General features: G+C 62.2%; 14 protein-coding genes. 9 read left to right on the plus strand and 5 right to left on the minus strand.

The genetic code is table 11. The features are described from left to right. Positions 1 to 106: 106 nt before the first annotated feature. Together NJD74_RS14020 and NJD74_RS14025 are read right to left on the minus strand one after the other, a co-directional pair. Entirely contained in the window at positions 107 to 367 is a 261-nt protein-coding gene (locus tag NJD74_RS14020) for a hypothetical protein (RefSeq protein ID WP_319624383.1), read from the minus strand. After that, a complete protein-coding gene (locus tag NJD74_RS14025; RefSeq protein ID WP_319624384.1) occupies positions 364 to 9,075 on the minus strand; it encodes a glucoamylase family protein in 8,712 nt (2,903 codons plus the stop codon). The genes NJD74_RS14020 and NJD74_RS14025 overlap by 4 nt, the downstream gene beginning before the upstream one ends. Positions 9,076 to 9,254: 179 nt before the next feature. On the opposite strand from NJD74_RS14025, the gene NJD74_RS14030 reads away from it, so the two are divergent. The 6 genes from NJD74_RS14030 (at position 9,255) to NJD74_RS14055 (ending at position 18,046) form a co-directional block, all read left to right on the plus strand. Beyond that, complete coding sequence (locus NJD74_RS14030) at positions 9,255 to 10,040, plus strand: EAL domain-containing protein (RefSeq protein WP_319624385.1); 786 nt, start codon at positions 9,255 to 9,257, stop codon at positions 10,038 to 10,040. A 210-nt stretch (positions 10,041 to 10,250) separates the two neighbouring features. After that, on the plus strand, positions 10,251 to 11,162 hold the full coding sequence (locus NJD74_RS14035; protein WP_319624386.1) for a type II CAAX endopeptidase family protein: 912 nt from the start codon (positions 10,251 to 10,253) through the stop codon (positions 11,160 to 11,162). A 1,430-nt stretch (positions 11,163 to 12,592) separates the two neighbouring features. Further along, positions 12,593 to 13,681: a site-specific integrase gene (locus NJD74_RS14040; RefSeq protein ID WP_319624387.1), complete on the plus strand. Its 1,089-nt coding sequence runs from the start codon at positions 12,593 to 12,595 to the stop codon at positions 13,679 to 13,681. Positions 13,682 to 13,708: 27 nt separating this feature from the next. Next, a complete protein-coding gene (locus tag NJD74_RS14045; protein ID WP_319624388.1) occupies positions 13,709 to 15,217 on the plus strand; it encodes a site-specific integrase in 1,509 nt (502 codons plus the stop codon). A 230-nt stretch (positions 15,218 to 15,447) separates the two neighbouring features. Next, on the plus strand, positions 15,448 to 17,553 hold the full coding sequence (locus tag NJD74_RS14050) for a hypothetical protein (protein ID WP_319624389.1): 2,106 nt from the start codon (positions 15,448 to 15,450) through the stop codon (positions 17,551 to 17,553). Next, positions 17,546 to 18,046: a hypothetical protein gene (locus NJD74_RS14055; RefSeq protein ID WP_319624390.1), complete on the plus strand. Its 501-nt coding sequence runs from the start codon at positions 17,546 to 17,548 to the stop codon at positions 18,044 to 18,046. Before NJD74_RS14050 ends, NJD74_RS14055 begins: the two co-directional genes overlap by 8 nt. Positions 18,047 to 18,732: 686 nt before the next feature. Here the strand turns inward: NJD74_RS14055 and NJD74_RS14060 are convergent. Next, positions 18,733 to 18,957 carry a helix-turn-helix transcriptional regulator gene (locus NJD74_RS14060; protein WP_319624391.1) on the minus strand — a complete coding sequence of 75 codons (225 nt, stop codon included), beginning with the start codon at positions 18,955 to 18,957 and terminating at the stop codon, positions 18,733 to 18,735. Positions 18,958 to 19,037: 80 nt separating this feature from the next. On the opposite strand from NJD74_RS14060, the gene NJD74_RS14065 reads away from it, so the two are divergent. Then, complete coding sequence (locus NJD74_RS14065; protein ID WP_319624392.1) at positions 19,038 to 19,406, plus strand: hypothetical protein; 369 nt, start codon at positions 19,038 to 19,040, stop codon at positions 19,404 to 19,406. A gap of 748 nt (positions 19,407 to 20,154) precedes the next feature. Here the strand turns inward: NJD74_RS14065 and NJD74_RS14070 are convergent. Together NJD74_RS14070 and NJD74_RS14075 are read right to left on the minus strand one after the other, a co-directional pair. Beyond that, complete coding sequence (locus NJD74_RS14070; RefSeq protein ID WP_319624393.1) at positions 20,155 to 21,018, minus strand: ImmA/IrrE family metallo-endopeptidase; 864 nt, start codon at positions 21,016 to 21,018, stop codon at positions 20,155 to 20,157. 2 nt (positions 21,019 to 21,020) lie between these two features. Continuing rightward, entirely contained in the window at positions 21,021 to 21,413 is a 393-nt protein-coding gene (locus NJD74_RS14075) for a helix-turn-helix transcriptional regulator (RefSeq protein WP_319624394.1), read from the minus strand. Positions 21,414 to 21,658: 245 nt separating this feature from the next. On the opposite strand from NJD74_RS14075, the gene NJD74_RS14080 reads away from it, so the two are divergent. Together NJD74_RS14080 and NJD74_RS14085 are read left to right on the plus strand one after the other, a co-directional pair. After that, positions 21,659 to 21,883, plus strand: coding sequence for a DUF2188 domain-containing protein (locus NJD74_RS14080; protein WP_319624395.1), 225 nt, complete (start codon positions 21,659 to 21,661; stop codon positions 21,881 to 21,883). Between the two features lie 5 nt (positions 21,884 to 21,888). Continuing rightward, positions 21,889 to 22,875 carry a CBASS cGAMP-activated phospholipase gene (locus NJD74_RS14085; protein ID WP_319624522.1) on the plus strand — a complete coding sequence of 329 codons (987 nt, stop codon included), beginning with the start codon at positions 21,889 to 21,891 and terminating at the stop codon, positions 22,873 to 22,875.

A 22,875-nucleotide genomic window follows, 5' to 3' on the forward strand; every position in this document is an offset into this window, starting at 1 on the left:
CTGAGTGGCTGGGCAGTGTGGCGAGGCGCCATTGCCCGGCCGATGGCGCTGGAAGGACGGCAATGCGACGACGCCATCCGACGGGGCGTCGTGATCGTTCGCGCCATCACGCTCCCGGCGTTCCCGGCGGCAGGGTATCGTCCCGTTGGTGCCAGGACGGGAGATCCAGCGCGTGGCGTTCGAGCATGGCCTGTACACATGCACGCGCGTGGTCCCTCTCCATGTTCGCGCATTGGTCAAGAATCTCACCAGTCAGCTGTTCAAACTGCGGCCAGAATTGCGCTGGGTGGCGCACTCGCGCCACCCAGTGGTCCAGCTTGTCGGCCAGCGCATCAAGCTGCACCTGTATGTCGGGACGAACGCTCATCCCGGAGGTGCACCCAGATCAAGCGCGACACGGTAGTAATGGCCGTCGTCGCGGAGCAGGACGGTCAGGTCCGGCTGCAGGACGTCATCCACATGCAGCGTCGGCTGACCCTGCGCAGTGCGGGTCACCACGAACTCGTACAGGCTGCGCCCGAAGCGGTAGCTCAGTTCGAAGGACGGCCAATGATCGGGCAGGCAAGGTTCAAGCGAAAGACGATCGCCGTCGCGACGGATACCGAGCAGGGATTCCACCAGCAGGCGATACATCCACCCGGCCGACCCGGTGTACCACGTCCAGCCGCCGCGCCCGACGTGCGGCGACACGGCGTAGACATCGGCAGCCAACACATAGGGTTCGACGCGGTAGGTCTGGACCGCCTCGGCGTCCAGCGTGTGGTTCAGGGGGTTGATCATGCCGGCCAGCTCCCAGGCACGCACTGCATCGCCCTGTTGAGCAAATGCCATCGCCGCCCACACCGCCGCGTGGGTGTACTGGCCGCCATTCTCGCGCACGCCCGGTACGTAACCCCGAATGTAGCCGGGGTCCTCGGTGGTCTGGTCGAAGGGCGGGTCGAGGAGCTGGATCAGCTTGGCGTCCTTTCGCACCAGATGCGTGTACAGCGAATCCAGGGCTTGCGTGGCACGCTCAGGCGCGGCCACGCCTGACAGCACCGACCAGCTCTGGGAGATCGAATCGATGCGGCACTCCTGATTCTGTGACGAGCCCAATATGGCGCCGTTGTCGAACCAGGCACGGCGATACCACGCGCCGTCCCAGGCATGCTGTTCCAGATTCTGGCGCAGGCGTTCGGCCTGTTCTTCGCACCATTGCGCACGGGCGGCATCGCCACGCGCGTTGGCCAGCCCGATGAAGCGGCGAAGCGTGTCATGCAGGAAGAACCCGAGCCACACACTTTCACCGCGCTGCTGGTCACCGACGCGGTTCATGCCATCGTTCCAATCGCCGCTGCCCATCAACGGAAGCCCGCGTTCGCCGAGCAACCGGCACCCGCGTTCCAGCGCGACGACGCAGTGTGCATAGAGTGTGCCGCGCTGTGCCGAAAGGGTGGGCATGTCGTAGTAGCCTTCCTCCTCCGGCGTCACCGCGCGGCCCTCGATGTAGCCAACCACTTCGTCCAGCACGCTGGCGTCGCCGGTGACCTCCAGGTAGCGGCATGCGCCTTGGGGCAGCCACAGATAGTCGTCCGAGCAGCGGGTGCGCACGCCGCGACCTTGCGGCGGGTGCCACCAGTGCATCACATCGCCTTCGGTGAACTGGTGTGCCGCGCAGAGCAGCAGGTGTTCGCGGGTCAGGTCCGGGCGCGCGTGTACGAGGGCGAGCGCGTCCTGCAGCTGGTCACGGAAGCCGAACGCGCCGCCGGATTGATAGTAGCCACTGCGTGCCAGGTAGCGGCAGCCCAGGGTCTGGTAGACCAGCCAGCCATTGGCGAGTGCGTCGAACGCCGGATCCGGCGTGCGGACCTGCACCGTGGCCAGTACATTGCGCCAGTGGATCCGCAGGGCATCCAACGCATCGATGGCTTCCTGATTGCCCTGGCGGCTTCTTGCCAATGCCAGCGTTTCCTCGCGGTCGCGCCCCGCGCCAAGGCGGAACGTGGTTTCACTGCGGTCGCCCGGCGCCAGCTCAAGCGGCACCTGGATCGCCGCGCAGGGATCCATGCCCGCACCGGCCCGTGCATCCAGACGCTCGCGACGCAACGCCGCAGGGGCGTGCAATCCGCCGTTGCGGCCGATGAACTCCAGGCGGTCACAGGTCCAGCCGCAGCCCTCGGCATCGGTGTCGAAGAAGGCCATCCGGCCGCCGAACTCGGTGCTGTAGCTGTTGCGCGCCAGCAGCGCCCCGGTCTGCGGGTCGCGTTCGGTGACCACGTGCATGCGCGACTTCGGGCGCAGGTCACCCATGACCCATTCCACGTAGCCGATGGCCGACAGCCGCCGTGGCCGGCCCGACAGGTTGTGCAAGCGCAGGACCGAGAACTTCAGCGGCGCAGTGACATCGACGAAGACCCACAACTCGCTGGCGATGCCGTCTTCGATGTGCTCGTAGACCGTGTAGCCGAAGCCATGGCGGGTACGGTACGCACCGGTGCCCCGGCATGGCAGCGGCATCGGCGACCAGACACGGCCGGTGTCCTCATCGCGCACGTAGAAGGCTTCGCCGCCGGTATCGGACACCGGATCGTTGAGCCAGGGCGTCAAGCGGAATTCGTGTGCGTTTTCGAACCAGGTGTAGCCCGGTGCACTCTCGCTGACGACCGTGCCCAGACGGGCGTTCGCGATCACGTTCGCCCATGGGGCCGGGGTCGGGGCACCTTCGCGTACCACCGCCACGTACTCGCGGCCGTCCTCGCTGAAACTGCCGGTGCCGTTGTCGAATCGGCCGGCGCCGCGATACGGAAGGAACGGCCACGGGTCGTCCACCTCTTCGTCGTGCTCAACACCTGGGGGCAGTCCGGGTTCGGGTCCCGGGTCGGCGACGACGGGCAGCCCGGGCTTCTCTTCCATCGCCAGGGCCAGTTCCTGCTGCTCCGCCTGCGGCACCAGGGCCGGAATGCGCCGCACGGGCAGCGGTTGGCGCCCCACCTGCGCCGCCAGCGTGCCGTCCTCGTCACTGAGCACCACCCGTGCCACCGCCTGCAGCAGAACGCGGTCCTCGTGGCTCATGTTCTGCACCGGCCGCACGAAAATGCCGCCGGGGCGATCGAGCAGGCCCGTCTCCGAACTGGCGGCCACCATCCCCAGGATCTGATCCTGCAGTTCCTGCCGATAGCCTGCCTTGCTGTCGTTCCAGATGACCAGATCGGTGTTGAGTCCCTTCTGGCGCCAATACGCGTGCGCCTGCACCAGCTGCCTGACCAGTTCCACGTTCTCCGCGTCGGCGACCTTGAGCAGCACGATGGGCAGGTCGCCGGAGATGGCATGGCCCCACAGCCCGGATTGTCCGCGCTGGTTCTGCTGCAGGACGGCGTCGCCCGCGCGCAGCAGCGGATTGGCATACAGCACGTGGCTGGCCAGGCGCTCGTACAGCGAGGCCTCGGCCTGGCTGGCGTTGATCTGCCGGCGCACCACCTGGCTGTGTGTCCAGGACAGGTCGAAGACGCGGTCTGCCAGGCGACGATCACGGTACTTGTCGACCATCGCCTCGCACCCGGTGCGGTCGGCGCCGATGCCAAACACCATGTCCAGCTGCACGGTCTGCTCGGGCTCCAGCACCACCCGCACGCGGATGGCCACGATCGGGTCGAGCACCGAGCCGTCCGTGCCGGAGAGGTCGATATCGGTGGTCAACGCCTGCGGGGTCCGCGGCGTGTTGCCACGCCCCAGGAAGCGCGCACGGTCGGTTTCGTAGGAGATCGACACCACCTCGGCGTCATGCACCGCGACCAGATGGAACATCCACGGTGGCACTTCGTCGTGCGAACGGGGCCGGCGCGTGCAGAGCACGGCCTGCTTGGCGGCCAGGATCTCGCTCTGCACGAAGAGGTTGCTGAAGGCCGGATGCGCATCGTCGGACGCTGCGGGCGCCAGCACCACTTCGGCATAGGTGGTGATTTCCACCGTGCGCTGGCGACGGCCGCGGTTGGTCAGGCGCAGGCGCCTGAGCTCGATGTCGTCCTCGGCGGAGATGGCGACCTGCAGGTGGCTCTCGCAGCCGCGGCGGGTACCGCGGAACTCCGCCTTGGCGTCGGAGAAGATCGCCTCGTAATGGTCCAGCGCCACGCAGGTGGGCTGGTAGGCGGCAGACCAGAACTCGCCGCTGTCCACGTCGCGCAGGTAGCAGAACGACCCCCAGGCATCGGTGGTGCCGTCTTCGCGCCAGCGGGTGAGCGACAGGTCGCCGTGGCGGCTGTAGCCGCCGCCGGCATGGGTCAGCATGCCGTGGTAGCGCCCGTTGGAAAGCAGCTGCACTTCCGGGCGCGGGCCCGCCGGGTCGCGCAGGACGCGCAGGGAGGTCTCGTGCTCGGCCATGGCCGAGTGCTCGCCCAGGGCTTCGACCTCATGCGGATGGAACACGCCGATGCGCGGAATGCGTTCCTGCAGCAGCAGCAAGGTCGCCTGGAACTCGGTATCGGCAACGAAACGGCGCTGCATCGGCTGGTCGCGCAACAGGTAATCCAGCGACAGCAGGCCCATGCCCTGGTGGTGGGCCATGAACGAACGCAGCAGCACGTGTTCCTGCCCCGGCGGCACCCGGGCGGGGGTGTAGTCGATCGCCTCGTACATACCGAAGCGCCCGGAGAACCCCAGCCCTTCGAGTGCCTGGAGGTTCTGGCACGCCGCCTCCGGCGCCACCATCAGCGCCATCATGCTGGCATAGGGCGCAATCACCCGATCCTGGCCCAAGCCGCGCTTGAGCCCCAACCCGGGCACACCAAACGCGCGGTACTGGTAGTTCAGGCGCGCATCCACAGCGTTATAGCCCGACTCGGACACGCCCCACGGCAGATTCAAGGTGCGGCCGTAGACGATCTGCGCCTCCACCGCATGCCGCGCGGTCTGGTCGAGCAGCGTGTCCGGATAGCTGGGCATCACCAGCTGCGGCATGAGGTACTCGAACATCGAGCCACTCCACGACAACAGCGTCGGTGTGCCGTTGACCTCGGTGAGCATCCGCCCGAGCGCGAACCAGCTCTCCTGCGCCAACTGGCCCTGGGCGATGGCGACGAAGGCACACAGCCGCGCTTCGGACGCCAGCAGGTCGTAGAAACTGTTGTCCAGGCGATGGTCGTCGACGTTGTAGCCGATCGAGAGCAGGTTGCGGGTGCGGTAGAACAGGAAGCCGTATTCCATCAGCGAGAACTGCCCGGCGCGGTGCGCCAGCGCCTGCAGCTGCTTGATGCGCGCGCGCGCGTCCGCACCGGCGGAGCCGGGCAGGGCGGCCAGCTGGCGCAGGCTCGGTACTGGCGCCTCGTCGTCCGCGCCGGCATCGGCCGGGAGGTTGGCAAGTGTCGCGTGCGCGGCGTGGCATTCGGCAGCGAACAGGGCCGGCCAGTGCAGCGCACCTTCCTCGGGCGCTGGCGGTGCCGGCCATTGCGACAGCACGGCATCGGCCAGACCGGCCAGCTCCTGCAACCGGGCGAGCAGCTGCGCCGTCCCACGGGGTGGGTCGGTACGCGTTGAGGCCAGGCGCTGGCGAAGGTGGTTGAGTGCCTCGCCCAGTGGCGCGTCAGCAGAGCGATGACGCTGCCGTTCCTCTTCCAGCACACCGAGCGTATCGGCCAGGCCGTCGAAGGTGTGCGGCGCCAGTACCGGCGCGTCCACCAGCGCGAGCAGGCCTTGCCGCAGGGTCAGCAGGTGGCCGGCCAGGTTGCCGCTGTCCACGGTGGAGACGTAGCGCGGCGGCAACGGCGCGAGGGTTTCGGTGTCGTACCAGTTCAGGAAGTGGCCGCGATGGCGCGGCAGCTGGTCCAGCGTATCGAACGTGAGCGCGGTACGTTCGGCGACCGCGCCCAGCTGGAGCCAGCCGAAATCCCATGCAGACAGATTGGCCAGCAGCGACAGGCCGATGTTGGTCGGCGAGGTGCGCCGCGCCACCACCAGCGAGGGATGCTCCTGGATGTTGTCCGGCGGCAGCCAATGATCCTGCTCGCGTACCCAGGCCTGGAAGAAGGACCAGGTACGCCTGGCCAGCCGGCCCAGGAAGGCCCGCTGCGTCACGGAAAGCTCGGCCACGCTCGCGGCCGGCGGTCGGCCCAGCCACGCCATCAACGCGGGCGCGAAGGTCCACGCCAACAGCAGGGGCAGGGCGACAGGCAGTGCCTGCGGAGCCACGCTGGCCACGACCGCCGCCAGCGCAACCGCCAACACCGACGCCGGCGCCATCACCCGCCATTCCGCGCCGCGGTCGCTACCGAGGCGGCGCTCGACTTCGCTGGAGGGGTTCCATTGCAGCAGATGGCGGCGGGTGACGGTCATGCGCCAGAGCGTGCGCAGCACCGCGCCACCGGCCAGCAACGCTTCGTAGGGCAGACACGCGACCTGGGTGGCCGCGCGCAGCAACGACTGCAGCGTGCCGCGCCCGACCATGATGTAGTGCGCTTCCAGCGGCGTGTCGTCCGGAACGCTCAGCGCATCGCGCAGCATGCCGATCAGCGGCGGCGCGAACCACAGCGCCAGCACCCATGCCGTCCACGCAGCCGGGTTTTCGGCATACAGCCAACCCGCCACCAGCAAGGCCAAGGCGGCGATCGGCACCAGGCTCCGGCGCAGGTTGTCCAGCAACTTGCCGCGCGACAGCAGGCTGAGCCGGTTGCGTTCCCATCCCGATCCCGGGCGCGGTGTCCACGGCATCAACCAGGGCAACAGCTGCCAGTCGCCGCGGATCCAGCGCGCACGGCGCTTGGCATCGGCGGCGTAGCGTTCGGGGTAGTCCTCGTACAGGCGCACATCGCTGACCAGGCCAGCACGGGCATAGCAGCCTTCCAGCAGGTCGTGGCTGAGGATGCGGTTCTCGGGCAGGCGGCCCTCGAGCGCATGCTCGAACGCTTCGACGTCATAGATGCCCTTGCCCACGAACGAGCCTTCGTCGAACAGGTCCTGGTAGACATCCGAGACCATGCGCGAGTACGGGTCGATGCCGGGCTCGCTGCCGAACATCCGCGCAAACCGCGAGGTGCGGCGCGTGCCCAGACTGGTGCCGACGCTGGGCTGCAGGATGCCGTAGCCCTCCACCACGCGTTGCAGCGCCGGATCGAAGCGCGGGCGGTTGAGCGGGTGCGCCAACGTGGCGACGAAGGCGCGTGCGGCATCCCGCGGAAGCTGCGTGTCCGAATCCAGGGTGATGACGTAGCGGACGCCGACCAAGGCGGCCGTGTCACCGACGGTGCGCATGAATGCGGCTGCATCGCCCTGGCGGAGCAGGGCGTTGAGCGCTGCCAGCTTGCCGCGCTTGCGCTCGTGCCCCATCCACACCCCTTCGCCCGGGTTCCATTGCCTGGGGCGGTGCAGCAGATAGAAGCGATCGCCGCGCTCGGCCGCGTAGCGACTGTTCAGTTCCTCGATGCGCTCCACGGCGTGCGCAAGCAGGGTGTCGTCCGTCGGCGTCTCGGCGGCCGCGGCGTCGAGGAAGTCCGTCAGCAGCACGAAGCGCAGCTGGGGATCGCGGTTGGCCAGGAAGCGGACCTCCAGCGCCTCGGTCAGCACATCGATGCCTTCGATACTGGACAGCATCGAGGGGACCGCGACCACGGTGGAGCAGGCGGCGGGGATACCTTCGTTGAAATCGAGCTTGGGCAGCGGCCTGGGCGTGACCAGTACCGTCGCCGTCCAGTTCACCAGGACGATGCCCAGCTCGCTGAACACCAGAAGCCCGAGCAGCGCGGCCAGCCAGATGGGCACCGCGCCACTGCCCGATGCCAGCAGGCCGCCGGTGGCCACCACCGCCAGCAGGGCAATCGGCAGCAGGTACAGGGCAAGGGGCACGCGGTGCGCCAGTCGCCGGGCCTTGCGGTGCCGTGGCGCTGCCTCGGCCACTGCGTCGACGGTGGCCGAGGCGCCTTCGCCCACGAGCCAATAGCCCACGTGCGTACGTGGCCCATCGTGCGGCGCAGCCGTGCGTGCCAGATCCAGCGCGATGGTCGCAACGCGTTCTTCCGCAACGCGGCTCCCGCGCGCGATCTTCTCTACGACATGGCGATAGGCATCGCGGGTGCCGAAATCCATCTGCGGATAGACGGCCATCGGGTCTTCCCGCAGCCGCTGCTCGACCACACTCATGTCTTCGACAAAGGTGCGCCAATCCATGGTGGAGAGGAAGCGCAGGCTGCCGATGCTGTTGCCGATGGAGACCTGGTCGGCCGCCTGCTGCTGGCCCTCGGCGGCGACCAGTTCATCGATGCGCTGCCCGGCCGCGGCGGCCCACTGTTCCAGCCAGGCGATGGGCATGGCCCACGCGCCGCCGCGCCCCTGCAGCGAGCGGGTCAGCTCGGCGATGAAGGCACCGGTCAAGGGCGGCTCGGAGCGGGCCATGTCGGCCACCACCAGGACCACCTCGGTCGGGGTGTCGGACGCCGCGCGATTGAGGTCCTCAGCCCATTGCGCCGCCAGGCTGCGGTCCGTGCCATCGCGCATCACCCGGGCGGCCATGCGCCGCAGATTTTCGAGCAGCGCCAGGCGCAGCATGATGGGGACCGCCCACAGTTCACCCAGGCTCAGGGGAGCAAGCGACTGGTAGGAGGCGATGAAACGGCCCAGGGTATCGGCGTCGATGCGACCGTCGCCGTGCGCGATGGTCTGCATCGACAGTTCATACACACGCGGCAGGCCGGCCGAGGGGCCGGCGACAAGTGAAGGCAACTGACGGCTGTAGCCGCGCGGCAGATGGCGTCGCGCGGTCTGGATCTGTTCTTCGATCAGGTAGTAGTTGTCGAGCAGCCATTCCCCGGCGGGGGTGACCGGCCGCTGTTCACGCACCACGCTGCTGAGCAGCGTGTTGGCGTCTTCCAGGACACGCTCGTTGGCCTGCAGGCGATCGAGCAGGCGCTCTGCGCCAGGCCGCATCCGCACCCGGTGCTGGCGCGCAAGGGCGCGGCCGTACACCTCCATCTGTTCAACGCTGTACAGCGCGGCGCGCAGGGGGCCCTCGGTGGCCTCGATGGCCGGCGCCGAGGCCTGGCGCTCCCGCCAGCGCCAACGGACAAGACGACGCAGACGCAGCCAACGGCCAAAAAGACGACGAAGGTGGGGCATAGGTTACCGATGGGGGGCAGGTCGCGGCCCTCATAGTTGCATTGGGGGTGCCGTGGTAGCTGTGAAGGCCACCCTTCCCGCAGGAGGCGCCAGGGCGGTGGGATGCTCGCCCAGGCGTCGACGCGGTCCTGACACGCATCGGCTATGCTCGCCCGCCATCGCGTGCAGGAACCCAGCGCATGCCCTCCGCCCAAAAGCGCACCCAATGTGCGCTGTGTCGTGACGCCGAGCCGCTGTCGTTCGCGTTCAGCTATGCGTTCCAGCCCATCGTCGATATGCGCACAAGACAGGTCTTCGCCCATGAGGCCTTGGTGCGCGGCCCGGCAGGCGAGCCGGCCAACTCGGTGCTGTCCCGGGTGACCGCCGATAACTGTTACGTGTTCGACCAGGCATGCCGTGCCAAGGCTATCGAGATCGCCGCCCGGTTGAAGATGCCCTCGCATCTGTCGATCAACTTCCTGCCCAACGCCATTTACCGGCCCGAACTGTGCATCCGCTCCACCCTGGAGGCTGCGCGACGACACGACTTTCCGGTCGAGCGGATCATCTTCGAAACCGTTGAAGGCGAGCAGATCAACGACGGCAAGTGGCTGGCCGAGATCCTCACCGAGTACAAACGGATCGGCTTCAAGACGGCCATCGATGATTTCGGTGCCGGCTTTGCCGGCCTGAACCTGCTGGCCGATTTCCAGCCCGACATGGTCAAGCTGGACATGGGCTTGATCCGCGGGGTTGACCGGAGCGCCTCACGGCGCGCCATCGTTGCCGGTGTGGTGTCCATGTGTGCAGCGCTGGCAATTGACGTGATCGCCGAGGGGATAGAAACCGCTGACGAGGCGCGCTGCCTTTCCGATCTCGGCATCGAGCTGATGCAGGGATACTGGTTTGCTCGTCCGCGCTTTGAAGGGGTAGTGGCCGAGGATGAGCTTCCCGGGGCGATGTGGCTGGAAGCGGATATGACGTAATTACGGTCCGGATGTTGTGCTCGTTGAGGAACACATTCATCCGAATGTCGACGCCTTGCAAAGCGGACACCACGGGCGACGACTCAGCGCCATTTCGTCGGCGATCCGGGTGATTCATCGGCGGCTTCTGTGGCTTGGTCGCAAACCGGTTGCCACGCCCCCGCGCGGACGGCACCTTGCAGCGACGATTACGTCGACCTGGTGCCCTGCATGACCCCCGTTGCCCTGTATTTGCCCGATCCGGCCCGCGGCTGGCTGCCCTGGGCCTGGCTGACGCCGATCCTGATGATCCTGTTCAACGCGGTACCGGTGATCGCGCTGGACGGGTGGATGCAGTCACAGCAATGGTCGACGCCGGGCGGCGATCCGATCGGTCTCGCTGGCTTGTATGCGCTGCTGTGGATCGGCTTCGCGCCGACGCTGGCGGCCGTGCTCGCCTGGGTACGCTTCGTCGAAGGGCGCACGCTGGCGAGTATCGGACTGACCGGTCCGGCACCGCTGAAAACCTTCCTGCGCGGACTAGCCGTTGGATTCGGCACGATCGCGCTGGTCGTAGTCGCGATCTGGATGGCTGGCGGCATGCAGGCGGCGGGCTTGGGGCAGGCCTGGCGGTCGCCCGTCAGCCTGCTGCACATCGGTCTACTGCTATTGAGTTTCATGTTCCAGGCGAGCGTGGAGGAAGTCATCTTCCGCGGCTGGATGCTGTCCGTGGTGGCGCGCAAGACCAATGTCACGGTGGCAGTGCTGCTGGTGTCGCTCGCTTTCTGCTTCCTGCATTTCAGTCCGCACCAGCCGCCCCGGGTCATGCTCGGCACGTTCCTGTTCTCGCTGTTCGCCTGCGCCTGGGCGCTGCGGACCGGCAATATCTGGGGCGTGATGGGCTGGCACGCGGGGTGGAACTGGTTGCTCGCGACCGGCTTCGAACTGCCTGTTACCGGCATCGATACGCACTTGCCGGCGCTGCTGGTGGCGCTGCGCCCGCAAGGCCTCGACACCCTGACCGGTGGCGCGCAAGGGCCGGAAGGCAGTTACCTGTGCAGCGTCTTCTTCGTCGCCGCGGTCGCGTGGATCAAGTGGCGAAAGACGCGTGGAGCTCAGAACTTCTCGCCGACCAGCAGGTAGCGCCACTGCCCGGGCGGTATCGCCGGAAGCAGCGGGTGCCCGCTTTGCAATTTGCTACTGGTGCGGATTCCGCTCCAGATATTCAGCGAACTAGAGGCAGCTTAGGTTCGGGATGCGCATGTCTCCCGGAAAGTTTGAGCGGGTAGGGGCCAAACCCTTTAGGTACGACCCTGCAATTCTCCCACTGTATGACGGGTACGCGCCGGGTGCCGAAAACACTGAGGTTTGCGAGGAAGGCGGCAAGAACGTATTGGCGGCCATGGCAGTTCGTGGTGCCACCCATCAGCCAGCAGGCCAGGTAACAGCTGTCGTCAGCCGTATACATCGCCGAAATTGGCGATAGATGCCGCATTCGTCCTGGCATCCTGGCGACTGTGTCCAGTGGTGAAAGGGCGTGGATTTAGTAGATTTCCAACGATGGCAATAAGGTTATCGAGCAGCTGGAATGACGCAGATCCGCGCCATGGGATTTCGTGTCACGGCTGAGGCTTACGGTGTGCGAATCGCCGCAGGAGAGCGCGTCATGATTGCGACCTCAGCGTGACCTCCGGCCTAGGCAGGTTTATCATGCCCCAGCTATAGGGGGCTACATGGACGTTAGAGCGATTCTATTGCTGGCAACAATGGTTGCTGGCTCAGCATCTGCGCAACAGGTGCATAAATGCATTGAGGGCGGAAAGACAACCTACCAGTCGGCGCCTTGCCCTAATGGCGCGCCGCGTAAGTCGTGGGACGCCACTCCGCAGCCTGAGACGTACGCCAATCAGGCCCGCTTGGAGCGCATCCGCCAACAAAATCGAATCCGGGCGCAAGGGCGCTCGTATCAGGCTCCGGCGCGAAGCGGTGGCAGCGGCGCAGTAGTCAGTCAGTATAGAGACCCGGGGCTTTGCCAAGCGGCGAAAGATCGACGGGACGCGGTGTATCGTGCGGCCGGGGTGAATCGATCCTTTGAAATCAGCCGCCAGATGGAGGATCAGGTCTACGCCGCCTGCAAGTGACGGGATGTAGGGGCTGTGCCCCTGCGAATACGCCTTCAACCCGCGGGGGTCATGCGGTCGCCGTCCAGGTCCTGGCACATGCATCAATGCTCGCTTTGTCCTTGGAACCTCGGAGAGGCAACAGCGATGCCAGCAGGAGGCGGATCAGCCCTCCGTAGTACCGGGCAATGTTTAACATAATATACATTATGCGAAAAAGTGGTACTTATGGAGGTGTTGCGTCTTACGGGATCTTGCCTAGGTTTGACTGCAACAGCAACCTAACAAATAGTACAAATGACGTTGCCCTCCCAGGACGAGCTCGTGCTGAGACAGTTGACTGACACCCAAGTTCCTAGCTCTCTGCGGGGACCTTTGATCGTTGATAGTCGCTACAACCTGCCGCGCTACTGGGCTACCGTCTGGGCGTCAATGTCTGGATCAGGAGCGGCTGTGTCGACGCAGATCAAGCGGCTTAGATACGTGGAAAGCCTCTATTGCCACGCTGACGGGCTATTTGGAGCGTGCTCCTTAGACGACGCGATTGGTGACCTCGACGAGGTTCGGCTCGCTGAAATACTGGAATCTTGGTTCATATCCATCCGGAATCGGGCTGAACCGACATCAGCCGATGAAGCGCGGTGGAGGACCGGATTGGTGTTTGTGACGACGGTCGTGACTTGGCTTTCTAAGACAAGCCTACCCATCGAGAGACTTCGACGCATCGACGGGCAGCTTCATCGACTGACCACGCTCTACGGCCAGCTACATGTTCGGAAAGGAAGGCAGACCAGCCGAATTCGATCCCTCCCCGCTGCTGTGATCGAAGCTCTGTACGAGATGCTTGATCCTGAGTCCCGGATCAACCCGTTCTCAAGGCAGCGTGGCCGATGGCTAGCCTTCGTGGCATTCATGCTGATGCTTCATCAAGGGCTTCGCCGCGGCGAGTTGATGCTCTTATCGGCTGATGTGATCAATAGTGCGTTCGACGAACGTCAACAGCGGACTCGGCACTGGTTGAATGTCTCAGTCAGCCAGTACGCAGATGATGAACTTGACTCGCGCTACTCTCGCCCAAGCATCAAGTCTTCAAACGCAATTCGCCAATTGCCAGTGAGCGCGGCGACTGCAGGAGTCGTCCAGTCTTACGTTGAAAACTACCGGGGGAAGCCTGACCACCCTTTCCTTCTAAACACTCAGCAAGACACTCCTTTGTCCACGGAGTCTCTAACAAAAATCTTCGCAAAGATCTCTGCCAGCCTTCCCCCTAGAACTATCAAGGAGCTGGTCGACAGAAACGGGCGTTCGACTGTGACGCCGCACGACCTGCGACATACCTGTGCTGTGGTGAGACTCAACCAGCTACTGAGACAAGGTGACTCCATGGAGGAGGCGCTACAAAAATTAAGATCCTTCTTCGGCTGGTCCAGGGAGTCCCAAATGCCCATCCGGTACGCCGGAGCGGTATTCGAGGATCGCCTGTCGACGGTATGGAATGATTCGTTGGATGAAAGGATGGCGGTGTTGAGGGCGATACCTTAGAGCCCCTCTCTTTAGGAGAGAAGCGTGATGAAAAGAACGACTGCGCGTTCGGCAGCTGATCGTAATGCTTCCTCGATAGTGGACCAGCTCCCTGCGTTGCCGCAGATGGTCCGCTATTACGATGACTTCGATGAGAAGCAGCGATCAATTCGGGATTTCCAAGAGGTCTCTAGCTTTGTGGTCTACGTTGATGGGCGAGCCATCACTGTTGGACTCGACCATCTATCGGTTCCTCATGCGCTTTTGATAAAGCACGTTTTCGTGAATCTTCTGGCACAAGGGCGTGCTCCAACAACAGCAGTGAAGTATGTGCTCGGAAGCAAGGCAATAGGAGATGCAGGGCTATCGGAGATTTCAACGCTTGCGCCCGTCCAGGCTGGTGTCTTCTGGTCAGTATTCTTCTCTCGAGAACTTCCCACCGAGGCATACGCCTGTGCAAAGTCAATCTTGCAACTGCTCTGCAAACATCGACTTGGTGGGTGGTCCGAGTCCTATTTTGAGTTGATATCTGCCCTACCCCTTCCTTTCAAGGACAAGTACGCTGTCGTCAGATCGGGTCGCGCATTTGTCTCTGTTAACGAGGAAGCTTCGATAGTTCGATTCTTGGACGAGGCAGCAGCGGAGTCTGGCAGCGGGCGGCTCTCGCTGAAGGAAGCCCAGGAAGCGGCAATGTTGCTCTGTGCGTATCAGTTTGGAATGCGCCCTGTTCAGATCGCGTTTCTCTCACTTCGCGATCTAAAGATTCGGGATAATCCTGGGGAGAGCTTCACCTCCGCCTACATCACTTTTAGAATGGTTAAGCAACGGGCGTCCAGCACTACCAAGCCTCTGGTTAGGCGTGTAAAGAGCGAATGGACTTCGCTATTTGTCCAAATCGAAAATCAGCTGCGAACGGACAACGCGGGCGGGCCCGATAGACTGTTTGGCATCCATTCCGCCTATGGGGCAACCCGTCAAATCAGCGCCCTGCTCCGTACCAGGCTCAAGTTGGAGGCAACAGCGGTCAACCTCCGCCATACGGCTGCCCAGCGCCTGGTTGATGCCGGAGCGAGTCATGATGAGCTAGCAGAGTTCCTCGGTCACTCAGACAGCACGACCGCGCTGGTCTACTACGAGACGTCTGCAAATCAAGCTGAACGGGTGAATTCGGCTCTTGGGATATCAGAGATATATCAGCGAGTTGCCCGCATTGCCCATGACAGATTTATCAGTGCAGAAGAGCTGGCACTCCTAAAGGACTCGCAGCAGATCGGCGGCGCGCCTCATGGAGTGGCAATCGCCGGGATTGGGGGGTGCACTTCTGGTCAGCCTGCATGCCCTTACAATCCAATTTTGTCATGCTATGGCTGCCCCAAATTCATGCCGATCCAGAGTCTTCCGATGCACTTGAAGGTACTAGGTGACCTGCGTGAGGTTGCGAGATTCTTTCATGAGTCTTCCCGGGGGGATGCCGTGTCGCCGGTCTACTTGCAGCTCGAGCGAACAATCGCGGAGGTTCAGGCGGTCGTAGTCGAAATTGAGGGGGAACCCTCATGAAAGTCCACTTCGATGCATTTGTACAGCATGGAATGCAGCTGGCAACTACGCACGGTTTGGGGTGGGAGATTCCGCTCGATCATTCGGGGACCGCAGTGAAGGGTCATGAGTGGGATCTGACAAGTCTTGCAGGCGGTGTAGCGCCTACGCACCGCCTGCGCCACCTATCCTCTGATCCATCTGCGCTGAGCGCCCTAAATCGCATGCGCTCGTCTAACGGCCTTCCAGTGATGCATCCTGTAACCTTTTCCCTGCCATGGCAGGACCTCATCAAAGCCGCGGTGATGCAGCAACTGTTCGTTCGAAGGAACTCGTCAGGCCACGTCGCCAACAATGTTGTTAGGCCCCTGCGAGTGGTTGCGACCTGCTTGGCTACCATAGACCCGTGGCAAGCTACAGTCGATGACATGGCCTTGGCGATCACTATCGGAAAGGAAGTTCAGGCCTCAGGAAAGCTTGGCGACTTGATCGCCGGACTGACTCACGATCTCCTCGACAACAACCACTTGACGGACTCGGGACCGCTCTACCCTGCCCTTGCTTCATCACGTCTCCAGACCCGTACCCCTCGGCGCTCCAATTTCCTGAAATCGAAGCCTGAAATCAAGCACAGCCTTGAGGAACGCAAGAAGGCTGAGCGCCTTCCGGAGCGGCGAGCGTTCTGGGAGCTAGTAAGAATCGTGATGACTGAGCAGCCAATCACATTCATGGATGAGCTTAGATTCGCAGCCATTCGAACAATGATGCTGACCGGATTTAGAATTGGCGAGGCAGTTCTACTCCCCGCGGATTGGCGTACGGAGAGACACTACTACGACTCGAGGTATCGCCCTGCAGGCGAACTGGGCGGGTACTCGCATTCATTGATGATTCGGCATTTTGCAGAGAAGCAACAGACAAAGAACGCAAGAAGCTCACTGCTCACCGAGGCAAGTCACTACGTGCCGAAGATGTTCGAAGACATTGTTTCGGATACGCTCGCGCGGGCGGCTGCAATCACCGATCCTCTTCGAAATACACTTCGCCGGCAAGTAAGTACAGAACGCCTTCTTCCAGACTTCCAGTTGGATGAGATCGTTCCCGCCACGAAGATTTACACCTATCTCACGGGAAATCCTTTCTGGCTTGATCTGAGTGAGGTTCAAAAGAGTGGTCTCATTGAGCGGTGTCGACGTCAATACACGGTCGAGAGTTTCTCTGAAATCCAGTCTCTGCAGGAGCAGATGAGCACGAACTCTCAAGGAGAGGTGAGCGCGGCCGCCAAGATGTACTTCCGTCGCATGGCAGGGGCAGACAGTGGTGGAGACCGCGGTGCTCTGTCGCTTAGGAGTGAAAATGGGGAGGCTATCTCCCTAAGTACCGCTTGGCGCGATCTCCGATCTGCATTCGTGAGGATTCATGACGTTGAGAGCCACCTTCGTGCGGCGGCCGCTTCAAAGCTTCCAGACACGGCAGCATACGACCTTGAGGACCGCAAATTTGCTCCTTGGGAGTTCCTTTTCCTGCATCCAAAGCGGTCGCTAAGTGAAGAGCGAAACGGAGGGGTCTGCGATGTAACCCGCTATTTCTCCATAGGAAGGCCAGACGAACGTTTGGTCAATATGAGCCTGGGCGAGCAGAAATCTCGCAATACACTTTTTGAACGCTACAGTGACTCTCCAGCGGACAAGGAGCTTGTTCTAACCTCGCACTCTCTCCGTCATCTTCAAAATACTGAGCTCTTCAGGCTTGGTGTTGCGGACACAATCATCTCAAAGCGGTTCAACCGCCGTAGCGTAGCTCAGAGCTATGAGTACGATCACCGCAGCTTGGCTGAAGAGCTTGATCAGATAGAGCTTCCAGACGAGGTAGAAACAGCACTGGGCGAGAAGGCGTCCATCGTGGCCAGGTTGATTAAGTTGGGCCGCGCAAGCGGGCCCATTGTGAGCGCATTCAAGCGAATCCAGAGCAGTGAGGGCGACGCTGCTGCGTTCGATTTCCTGAAGGCGGAAGCCGATGGATTTCATGCCACGCCCTATGGTCACTGCTTAAATAGCTTCACGGTAGATCCATGCCCCAAGCACCTTGAGTGCTTCTCTGGCTGCAGGCATCTTTCCGCCACCAACCTACCTGAGAATCGGCGCCATCTGCAGACCCTAGAGCTCAAGCTTGTCGCGACTGTTGAGGCTGCAGAGTCAAGGTGCTCTAGCAGCCCGGGTCGAACCAATCAGATTCATCACGCGAAGGTCAGGCTGGCGGGAGTGCGTACGCTGTTAGCCACATCCCCTGGCGATAGGCCATTTCCAGAAGGCCGGGACCTTTCACTTCCTACACCGAAGGGAGTTTTGGATGATTAATGACAACTCTGATCGTGGCAGGACTGACCAGGAGTCGGAAATGCTCTCGGTGCTTGATGATCTCCTGGCGCGGGATCAGGACATCACTGCGCGGGCCGTCGCGCGACTACATCCAAAGATCAACGCGGCGTCATCAATTACGCGGAACGTGGAACGTAGCAGGCTTCTGTCTGTTTACCAGCAGCGGCAGGCTGAGTTCCGTCAGTGGCGTGGCAGGCCTGCCAAGTTGGCTGGTGACGCAGCCGCCAGTGCGCTAGCAGATCGCGACCTGTATATCTCCGAGCTTGAGTCTCAGGTTGCCTTGCTGACTTCGTCACATGTCGCCCTGATCCGGGCGATCGGCGAGTTGGGCGGATTCAACAAGTGGGCCCAGTTCTACAAGTCGTATCGCGAATCGAGGGAAAAATTGGGTCAGCTAGGCGCTATGCCTGAGGCAAGCGTCGATTCGATCCAGGCAGGCAGAAGAGGCGGCCGAAGGTTGCAGGAGGAGTGACGCAGCTGCAGATTCTGCGCGCGCTCACAAGTAAAAGGGATGACGTGCAACCCGGCTCGCAAGGCGCGCGCCCTCTCCCCTACTTTTCGACTATTAGCCCGCCCGGAGAAGTCACGGGCCCGGTCGGTTGGCGAGCGTCCTACTGCCAGTCCGGCGACGGGGCGGTGATTTTGTGGATGAGCAGCGCCAGACGGGACTAGCCGGGGTCCCGCCCCCCCCCAAAAAAAAAGAAGGGCGCTGGTCATGCCCGTCGGGTTGCCTCGCTGGTTGTCCTCAATACGAGCGAGCGCTTGGCCTGTAGAGGCACCGGGCCTTATTTATGACTATCCGTCAAATGCCAATGTCCCTCGGCTCTCGCTCAGTCTGCTCTAGCACCGTGGCCGCGCCAACGAACCTGAATACAGGGAGGCATCGGCTGTAGGAGGCCCGCCAGGACAAGACCGCCCCACAGCCGGGCACTCGGCACGAGGCAACCATGGCTTGATGTGCCCAGGCGTAATGAAGCGCGTGCAGGCCGACACCGAGCGGCTTGACACTTATACGACGTCGTCTGCCGACATCTGCTCAGCCGAAGCCTCCTTCCTCCGGCTGAGGCTGATGGGCGGAGGCTCCCTCACATGCCGCGTAGCGGACGAACCGCAGGTTCGGCGGGTGCCACGGTAGCCCTACCCTCAAGCCTAGCTGCACTACAGACCAGCTGCAGCCAAAAGTTCGGACGGCCTGAGCCCAAGGCCGTCGGCGAGGCGGGCCAATGTGACGATGGTGATGTTCTTCTCGCCTCGCTCGATCGCGCTGTAATAGGCGCGATGCATTGAAATCGCGTCTGCGAAACGTTCCTGGCTCGACCCCGTGGCCAGGCGGCTTGTCCGAATGGCGGCCCCAAGCCGGTGGGCTATATTTTGTTCCTGCATGGCTACAGGATTGGCGTTGAGCTACTTCTATAGCTACCACCCTAAAGGTAGACTACCTATAGGTATCAGCAGGCAAGGCCATGGCACTGCTTCTAATCGATCCGGATTACGACCTCCTGCTGGACTTAGGTGCCCCGGCTGGTGTGCTTGAGTCCTTACATGAGCAATGGTTGCGGCTTGCTCATAACCCCGAGCGCGAAGAATTTGCAGCTAGGGTCGCCGCACGACTCTTGCCGGTCCTGTCGGACTCACTCGACTGGGACCTGAAGCCTCCCACCTCCGCTCAAATCAGCTATGCGGTATCCATCGCCAGGAAGTTGAATCTCGAGATACCTGCGAAGGTTCTTCAGCGCCGCAGCGATATGGGTATGTTCTTGGACGCAAATGCAGATCTGATCCTGGGCACAAAGCGCACGCGCCGTGGCCTTCGATCATCGAAGCGGGCGTAGAGTAAGTTGTTGACCTCGCTGATTTAGGACCGGAGCCGAGAACTCGATTGAAATGCAATGCTCACTCTAATCAGACACGCTCAAAGTGCCGCGAATGCCGGTTCTGCAACCTTTCACCCTGCAACCATTCCACTCACGACGGCAGGGCATTCGCAAGCAGAACAATTCTCAAGGTCGACGGTCGCCTCGCCAGTAGGAGCAATCTGGAGTTCGCCCTTCTTGAGGGCTGTTCAAACTGCAACACCCACTGCAGAGCGGTGCCGAGTGCGTATCCAGAAGGTCCCCATCCACGAATTCACCTATCTTTGCCCGGCACGTTGCGCAGGAACGACCGTTACTGAGAGGATGCGCTGGGTTTGCGACTACTGGGAGCGGGGAGACCCCACCTACATAGACGGCCCAGGCGCCGAGTCCTTCTCGATGTTCATTGGGCGTGCGCGGGACGCCCTGTCCATGTTCAGCAAGTATTCGCAACCAATTCAGGCCGTCGCCTTCAGTCACGGGCAGTTCCTGCAGATGATCTACTGGCTAAATGGCTACAGGGAAGAACCGGATTCCGAAGCGGGAATGCGAGAATTTCGGGCTATGGACCGAATGTCTCCAATTCGCCACTGCGAAGGATTGCAGCTGTGCCCTGCCTCACCAGGAACAATAGTTCGATGGCCAAGTTCGGAACGGTGACCTCAGTCTCTTGAGTCTTCCTTGGTTGACTGATTGCTCCTGCTGTCGATCAAGCAAGCGAGGACAATTAGCGCTTCTGTTTGTTCCAAGAGAGGTGGCCGGTGAGCTCTTCCAGCCCGTCCTCCTCATCAATCGATGTGCCGAACCGGTCGAGCTCTCTATCTGGTAGTTCGTCTTCGTCAAACCAAAGTAGCGACACCGTAGTATCGCGGCTTGAGAAGTGACGGCTGATTTCCCACAGAACGCCCCCCTTCTCCCAGTTGTCGAACCAGATGTCCTGGGGCACTTCGCCGGCGGCGGCGGCGCTGACAGCTGCTTCACGTAAGCGTCTGGCGACCGACCCTGCCGGAATCATCGATCGAGCTGGGATTTGCGCGTTGACGTTGCGTAGCGATGTGGAGCGAGAGGCGTATCGAACGGCACCGCGGTCCATCGTGACAAAGGCGCATGGTCTGTGACTGAGGCTTGCGTACCGTGACGCAGCTGCAGGGAAAGAAGTGCCAAATGTGACGGCCAGATTCTCGATGACCTCCATGGAGGGGTCGTCCGGCGGCACCTTGTCCAGCCATAGCTTGTAAGGCATCAACAGTTCTGACGCGAAGGTGTCGCAGGCCACCTCATTGGGGTGCCGCTTGGCATAGGACCAAGAAGGCACCTCTTCGTGACTGGAGGGAAGCTCCAGAAGGATGTGCGCAATCTCGTGGCAGATCGTAAAGCGCTGGCGTTCCAGCGTTTCAGTGCTGTTGACCGTCACGATGTGACGGCCATTGGGCTTCGTGATGGTGTACCCAGATTCACCTTGTTCAAGCTCCTCTTGTCGGAGCTTGGCGTTGATAGCCTCCAGATAGGGCGTCAGATCACCAAAGACCGGCGGTAACGCCACTTTGGCGACAAACCCCCGCGCCTTCTGCCTAACCCACAGCTCGTCCATGCTTAGCCATCCTCGTCATCGTCCTCGAATGCCCGCCTCACTCTGGATATCAAAGTAACCGGGTCCGGCCTGACCGTTCCTCGATGTTTCATGCCCGCAGCGGCGGAGAAGACTTCCAGGCTGACGTCTCCATTTTGCAGGACATAGTCCACCAGATCCACGTCCGCCTCAGGGTGGTCCATCAGCCAGTAGACGATACCTGCATCGCGCTCACTTGGTGTCAGTACGGCCAACAGTTTGGCTACCAGATCGTTGGATGGGCTGGTCTTTTCGCCCGTTTCCAATCGATGGATGTACGCATGGTCGGTCGAGGAGCGCTGACCAATATCCCTCAACGACATCCCATTTCGCTCTCTAAGCGTCTTTAGGGCAACGCCTAAGCCGGTCTGCGGCATTTTTGACTCCTGATCGGTGCAAAGGCACGCCAGGCGAGGCTTTACCCCCATTTTGGGGATCCCAGTTGCTTTCGCGCCCAAGGCCTGCTAGCGTGTTGTCCATCCAGACAACGCGCTCCGTTCTCATGAATGGGGCGGCCCATACCCGGGCCGTTGTCTGGACAAGCAACGCATTGTGCTTCATTGCGGTACCGGCAGCAACCTGGTTATCCACGTGGTCTGCACCACCTACATAGGAGCTCGAGATGCCACGCAAGAACCAACATGTCGTACCCCATTCGGATGGCTGGGCCGTCCGCGGTGCTGGCAACCAGCGGGCAACCTCGGTCCACCAGACCCAGCAGGAAGCCATCGATGCCGGTCGCGGGATCGCCCGCAACCAGCAAAGTGAGCTGGTGATCCATCGTCCGAACGGTCAGATCCGTGACAAAGACAGTCACGGCCATGACCCCAACCCTCCGAAGGGCTGATGACCATGGCTGACATCCCGACCTACCACGTGCTCGCACTTTCAGGAGGCGGCTATCGTGGCCTGTACACGGCCACGGTACTTGCTGAACTGGAAGCGGTTCTGGGGCGACCCATTGCTGCGCATTTTGACCTGATCTGCGGAACGTCGGCAGGCGGGATGTTGGCCTTGGGCTTGGCTAACGAGATTCCTGCCGTAGAGCTCAAAGGCCTGTTTGAGGATCAGGGCAATCGCATCTTCGGTCGACGTAGCCTGGCGCGCCGGCTGTTTGGGTTCTGGCTCGCAGCCAAGCACGATTCGGCAGGCCTTCAGGGGTTGCTAAATGAGCGCTTTGGTGCCACGACCATCGGCGATCTGAAGCATCGTGTGCTGATTCCGGCGGTGAACTACACCACCGGGCGAGGGCAGTTCTTCAAGACGCCCCACCATCCCACCTTTGAGCTTGACCACCGCATGCAGGTGACGGACGTGGCCATGGCGACGGCCGCAGCACCTGTCTATTTCCCGCTATCCAGGAACGATCGCGGAGTCTTTGCAGATGGCGGCCTGGTAGGCAACGCCCCGGGACTGTTTGGGCTGCATGAAGTGAGGACCTTTCTGGCACCGGGTGGGCAGGCCGAGATCCGGGTTCTCTCCATCGGTACCATGACCATCGGTGCCACCCTGCGCGGCGGTGCAACTCTGGATCGAGGGTTCGGAATGTGGCGCGGCGGGCTGTTCGACCTGGTCATTTCTGCCCAGGAATCCTCGGTGGATTACATGCTGCGGCAATCACTTGAAGACAAGTACCTGCAGATTGACGATCAGGCTACGCCGGACCAATGCCGCGACATCAAGGCATTGGATCGCGTGTCCGTCGGTGCCACTAACACCCTAAAGGATCGGGGTAAGCATGCAGCCCAACGCGCACTGGGCAATCCTCTGTTTAAGCCCTTCCGTGACCACATAGCCGCCTCGCCCGTGTTCTACCACGGCCCTCTCAAAAACGCATAG

The organism is Stenotrophomonas sp. RG-453, assembly GCF_033843685.1.
In the GTDB taxonomy this organism is placed as follows: Bacteria; Pseudomonadota; Gammaproteobacteria; order Xanthomonadales; family Xanthomonadaceae; genus Stenotrophomonas; species Stenotrophomonas bentonitica_A.

What these genes read in the sequence shown, in the direction of transcription:
- NJD74_RS14020 (WP_319624383.1), bottom strand. Translation starts at nt 367, where the DNA reads ATGAGCGTTCGTCCCGACATACAGGTGCAGCTTGATGCGCTGGCCGAC.
- NJD74_RS14025 (WP_319624384.1), bottom strand. Translation starts at nt 9,075, where the DNA reads ATGCCCCACCTTCGTCGTCTTTTTGGCCGTTGGCTGCGTCTGCGTCGT.
- NJD74_RS14030 (WP_319624385.1), top strand. Translation starts at nt 9,255, where the DNA reads ATGCCCTCCGCCCAAAAGCGCACCCAATGTGCGCTGTGTCGTGACGCC.
- NJD74_RS14035 (WP_319624386.1), top strand. Translation starts at nt 10,251, where the DNA reads ATGACCCCCGTTGCCCTGTATTTGCCCGATCCGGCCCGCGGCTGGCTG.
- NJD74_RS14045 (WP_319624388.1), top strand. Translation starts at nt 13,709, where the DNA reads ATGAAAAGAACGACTGCGCGTTCGGCAGCTGATCGTAATGCTTCCTCG.
- NJD74_RS14050 (WP_319624389.1), top strand. Translation starts at nt 15,448, where the DNA reads ATGCATCCTGTAACCTTTTCCCTGCCATGGCAGGACCTCATCAAAGCC.
- NJD74_RS14055 (WP_319624390.1), top strand. Translation starts at nt 17,546, where the DNA reads ATGATTAATGACAACTCTGATCGTGGCAGGACTGACCAGGAGTCGGAA.
- NJD74_RS14060 (WP_319624391.1), bottom strand. Translation starts at nt 18,957, where the DNA reads ATGCAGGAACAAAATATAGCCCACCGGCTTGGGGCCGCCATTCGGACA.
- NJD74_RS14065 (WP_319624392.1), top strand. Translation starts at nt 19,038, where the DNA reads ATGGCACTGCTTCTAATCGATCCGGATTACGACCTCCTGCTGGACTTA.
- NJD74_RS14070 (WP_319624393.1), bottom strand. Translation starts at nt 21,018, where the DNA reads ATGGACGAGCTGTGGGTTAGGCAGAAGGCGCGGGGGTTTGTCGCCAAA.
- NJD74_RS14075 (WP_319624394.1), bottom strand. Translation starts at nt 21,413, where the DNA reads ATGCCGCAGACCGGCTTAGGCGTTGCCCTAAAGACGCTTAGAGAGCGA.
- NJD74_RS14080 (WP_319624395.1), top strand. Translation starts at nt 21,659, where the DNA reads ATGCCACGCAAGAACCAACATGTCGTACCCCATTCGGATGGCTGGGCC.
- NJD74_RS14085 (WP_319624522.1), top strand. Translation starts at nt 21,889, where the DNA reads ATGGCTGACATCCCGACCTACCACGTGCTCGCACTTTCAGGAGGCGGC.